At 47.7% G+C, this 3,492-nt stretch carries 2 protein-coding genes; both read right to left on the reverse strand.

Translation table 11 applies throughout. The features are described from left to right. Positions 1–197: 197 nt before the first annotated feature. Positions 198–2,213, reverse strand: coding sequence for a hypothetical protein (locus tag JSU04_00005; protein ID MBS1968653.1), 2,016 nt, complete (start codon positions 2,211–2,213; stop codon positions 198–200). Positions 2,214–2,712: 499 nt separating this feature from the next. Further along, entirely contained in the window at positions 2,713–3,363 is a 651-nt protein-coding gene (locus tag JSU04_00010) for a hypothetical protein (protein MBS1968654.1), read from the reverse strand. Between the last annotated feature and the right edge of the window lie 129 nt (positions 3,364–3,492).

Consider the following 3,492-nt stretch of genomic DNA (forward strand, 5'->3'; position numbering starts at 1 on the left):
TCTCCCTTTGTTCTTTTGTGAGTATTTTCTGAATGCATCGGAACCGCACTATTTTCCACGAATCATCATTTGGTTGGAATGTTGTGGAATTTCTTGTTTTAGAAAGCACGCAAGCGGTACAAGTCCTCTCTACTGCTTCTGACTTGTAGCAGTTTGGCTTGCGTTGTACCGCTCACACGTCCGTTTAGCGATCAACACTACGTGTTCCAATTCCCATCGAACCATAGCCTTGTTGTGCTATGTGTTAGACTTTCGCGCGCTTGTTTGTCGTACCTCCCCTTTTTACCGTTGAACTCGAGGGGATATCTGCTTGGTTCATCAGCTGGATTGTTCTCAGATGCCACCCAGGACGCAAAGATTTTTCTTTTATGCTCGAGGATTTCTGCCACTTCAGTGTTTAGCGCAGTCAGGGAATGTCCTTTGTTTAAACTCTGAATTGCCACTCTTGAATCAGTGATCAAGTCTACCGGTGCTCCGCCGTATTCCTTTTCTAAGTGCTTCAAGCCTTTGCCGATTGCATTTAGTTCCTTCCTGTTGATCGACCAGGGTTCTTCCCAGGGTTTCCACTCACCCGCGATCACTTCAGCCGCTCCGTCCACACCCACTATAATGCAAGCCCAACCAGCTAGTGAAGCGTCCGTGATGAGCGTAGTCCTCCCTTCCTTTTCCTTCGTCACGCCTTTGCATGGACCGAATGTTTGGCACCTATTGATCATATGCAGCAGTGCCTGTTGCATTGGGGGCTTAAGGTCATACTTGTCGTCGAGATTAAGAGCGAAAAATTTGCTGCATAGGGTTGATAGGAGTTTCAATTGGCTGATAAACATACTCCATGGTCTGTGGAGTACGCGAAGGACGAAATTTGCGAGCCCAAACACCTTCAGCACGTCTCTTGCGGTCCACTCTGAAAATGTTTTGCTCAACTCTCCTAGTTTTTCCACAATACTTTGCTTCACTGACAACAGCTTCGTACCGCAGTTGACTTCAACTCCGAGCACGGTGGTGATAACGGATGTTTTTGCACTACCCACTGTGAATGGCTGTAGTTTTTCCGCAAATGTGTCTGGATCTCTTGCGGCGTGTGGGATAAAAATATTATCAATGTACACCAGCAATTTTGGTGGCAACCGGTTACCACAGGCGAGTTTTGTCGCCGCACGCGCGATAATTTGCGCCACGCCGACAGCGTGCCGGGCGCCTTGGGGGAGCTTAGCGACTTCGTAAAGTCCGCCATTCAGCTCCACCCTGTAAAATTGTCTAACGTCCTCTGCGATAGGAATTTGGTAATAGAAAGATTTGAAGTCCACCGCTTCGATTTTGTCGAAAACAGTGAGTTCTGCGATGTCGCTAAGCTGGGGTAAATTCACCTTGATCAGGAAATTTGACGTAACACATTTATTCAGATCTCGTGGTTCGAGAATTATGCGTCGCCTGTATTTTGACAGTTCAGGCACGAACCCGAGTCTACAAAAAGCTCTGGATGGTCTATTCGAGGCTGGGGCTAGAATACCTGCTGCAAGGATACTTTTAAGGTCCTCATCGGGGATAGTTGTCGGGAAGCGTTGTCTCTTGTGTGTTGGAATGGATCGTAATATCGCTGTGTGCAGATCAGCGCTTGTCAACCAATCGAATGCTAATTTCGCCGCTACTTTGTCATCACTGTGAAGGAGAACGTTTCCAACTGTTGAAGGCTCGATTTTTGGAGTAATAGGCGCATAAATTGGCAATTGAGCTTGATTGGTTTCTTTCCCATTGAATTGTGTCGGAAGTTCTCCTCCACTTAGGTCATTGCTACCCGTTCCGCCACCAGAAAGTAGACGTCGTAACATCTGTGGTGTTCGGTCGTTGTTCTTTGAGTGTTGCCTCATTCCTCCAAATATGTAAGAAGCGATTGGATCGACTGATGCAGGGTTATTGCTTGCAGTTGTTGTAGTGGCATGCCCATCTCCCTCCAAAATCGTGCCCCGGATCTCCGTATCGAGTGGTTTCCATACTTTTGTTGGAACAGACACGTTTGAATAATCTTTTGCGTAGTTTCGTGGCAAATTCGTTGTTTGTTTTGAAGACGTGCTGCTGTTTGTATGGCCAATTTCCCCCAACCCGACTGTTCTGCTAACGGCACCTCGACTGATCGTTTGCCTATCCAGGACAAGCTTTTGTGGCGTACCCACAAAACCTTCCACACAAAAATCCTCCCCTCCGTTTGTAGCCATTTGTAATGTTCGTTCATCCTGAGTTCGGTCAATCCAAGGTGGATAACTCCATACCCGTTCCCTAGTCGAGCACACAGAAGTGTGAGAAGCAGGAGGGTTGGTGCGATCGTGTCGCTCAGCTTGGGGAAACTTTGCAAGTTGTACGTTTTTGCTTTTTTTAATGTTGAGTGCTGCATGTCGAGAGTAAGCATCCGTTTTATTCTCCTTCCTATCGGCGTAGTCGGAATGTGTGCGTTGATTTTCTGTGTGTGGCCCGATATTATGTGTCCGAAATATGTCCTCTTCGTCGACGGTTTGGTGTGTTGCATTGTCTCTCTGATGAAAAGTAGGGCCGTGGTGTGAATGGACCCAAGGTCCGTCGGCAAGTTGTGTTCCTCCGTCCACTTGATGAACTTGTGGTAGATAGCGTGGATGTTTGACAGTTGTGTGCGTAGTTCGTGAAATTTCGTTATTAAGGTTATTTCTTTTGATGGTATTAAAGTCGTCTGCCTCAGCCTTCCTACACCCTGCGAAAAGTGTACCTCTTGCCGTTGTTGTTTTGACCGTAGTTCGTCTGACCCGGGCCTTGCTGTGGGAGCTTGATTTTTTCTGCCTCCGTGCGTACCCTCTGCACGTGCCTGATCAACGCCAGCTCTGATAGGTCCGGGAGTTTCGACCACGACGCGGCCCATAGTTCTGCGATTCGAAGAGCTGCCAGAGGAAAATGGGACTTGAGGATGACCTGTACCAACCTGGCCCACACGTTGGTTTTGAGAGGGAGTTCCTTCTCTCGGAGTTGGAGCATCAAGGAGCATAGAAAGTCTAGCTCCTGTTTCAGGTGTGGGCTCGCGTCCGCCTTGGCTGCGCCAAAGACGGCGGATCGTAGACTCGTTAAGTCGTGCGAGGTGATTCGAGTTGGGAGAAAGGATTGAATGTTGAGGGGGTCGCCCGTGCAAGTGCTCAGTAAGTCCTCGTCGTTTTTTGCATCTGGAACTTCGTCACGCGGCCGTTTGTTTTTTCGAAGAATTGTGATGTCTTTCAACGAGCAGTTGAAACCAGACGCGCTACGGAGTTCCTCCATTGTGAATGGTGCAAGATCATCGATGGATTCCAAGCCGGCATCGAGGATGGCCTTCTTAGCGTTTTCTGATAGACCTTCTGGGAACTCCATTTCCGAAGAGAAGTACTTTGGTGTGATTTAAGGATTTTTATTTTTCCCCTATTTGTTCGTTATTGATTTGTTTACGAGAAAATTCAATGAACTATTTGCACACACTTCTCATTCAACCGATGGATCAGA

Source organism: Bdellovibrionales bacterium, assembly GCA_018266295.1.
GTDB lineage: Bacteria > Bdellovibrionota > Bdellovibrionia > Bdellovibrionales > Bdellovibrionaceae > JACMRP01.